Source organism: Anoxybacillus sp., from assembly GCF_036834105.1.
Taxonomy (GTDB): Bacteria; Bacillota; Bacilli; order Bacillales; family Anoxybacillaceae; genus Anoxybacillus.
Genome location: NZ_DAITON010000198.1, coordinates 1 through 1,475, shown reverse-complemented (window position 1 = coordinate 1,475; position 1,475 = coordinate 1). Strand labels below are relative to the sequence as shown.

The window sequence follows — 1,475 nt, the reverse complement described above, 5'->3', positions numbered from 1 at the left end:
CAGATCGACGAAAGATTTGCGCAAATTGATGAAAGATTTGCCCAGATTGATAAACGGTTTGCGCAGATTGACGAGCGGTTTGCTAATATGGAAAGTCGGTTAGATGCGCTTGAACAAGAAATGAAAGAAACAAATGAGCGCATCAGTCGCCTGGAGGAAGAGATGTGCGATGTCAAGAAACGTCTCGAGCATGTTGAAACACAGCTAAGCGACGTAAAAGAAACAGTGCAACGTTTAGAAATTCAACTAGCCGACGATGTGCGCACATTACTGCAAAACATTTATAAAAAGATCGACGAAAAAGGATTTGAAATTTACGCCCTCAACAAACGCTTACTCAGAGTCGAAGCCTCTATCGAGCAACTACAATCGCAAGTGTAATCCAGCGAAGAAGCTGGTTTTTTCTTTTTTCCCATCCCCTTTTCCGTATGAGTTGTCACCTTTTCTTGTAAGTGATATGATGGTAATTAGCGACTATATAAGCAAGGGGCGTTTTTGTATGCTTGGAATGTTAAAAAAAGTGTTTGATCCGAATAAACGACAAATTGCGCGATTAGAAAAAATCGCGAATGAAATTGATGCGCTCGGTCCGCAAATGGCGCAGCTTTCTGATGACGAATTGCGTCAAAAAACAGAGCAATTTAAAGCTCGTCTTGAAAAAGGAGAAACGCTTGATGATTTGCTTGTTGAAGCGTTTGCGGTTGTTCGCGAAGCAGCAAAGCGCGTGCTTGGCATGTATCCGTATAAAGTGCAATTAATGGGAGGCATCGCGCTTCATGAAGGCAACATCGCTGAAATGAAGACTGGGGAAGGAAAAACGTTAACCGCAACGATGCCTGTCTATTTAAATGCATTAACAGGAAAAGGCGTCCATGTCGTGACGGTAAACGAGTACTTAGCTAGCCGCGACGCGAACGAAATGGGCAGATTGTATCAGTTTTTAGGCTTATCTGTCGGACTAAATTTAAGCAATATGTCGCGCGAAGAAAAACAAGCGGCTTACAACGCCGATATTACGTACGGAACGAATAACGAATTCGGTTTCGATTATTTGCGCGATAACATGGTGTTATATAAAGAACATATGGTACAACGTCCGCTTCATTATGCGATTATTGACGAAGTGGACTCGATTTTAATTGATGAAGCGCGTACACCGCTCATTATTTCAGGTACAGCGCAAAAGTCTACAAAATTATACATTCAAGCGAATGCGTTCGTTCGCACATTAAAACGGGATGTCGATTATACGTACGATGAAAAAACGAAAAGCGTGCAGCTCACGGAAGAAGGAATGAACAAAGCAGAGCGGGCGTTTGGAATCGATAACTTATTCGATTTAAAACATGTGACGTTAAACCATCATATTAACCAAGCGTTGCGCGCCCACGTTGTGATGCAGCGCGACGTCGATTACGTTGTCGAAGATGGAAAAATCGTTATCGTCGATCCGTTTACCGGTCGTTTAATGCGCG

Annotated in this window: 1 protein-coding gene and 1 pseudogene; both read left to right on the top strand. The window is 42.7% G+C overall.

The annotated features are described in order from the left end of the window. A pseudogene (locus V7Z64_RS12765) lies at positions 1–381 on the top strand (hypothetical protein); the annotation flags it as partial. Between the two features lie 118 nt (positions 382–499). After that, positions 500–1,475 (top strand): DEAD/DEAH box helicase (locus tag V7Z64_RS12760; RefSeq protein WP_334110653.1); only part of this gene is annotated, 976 nt, incomplete at its 3' end.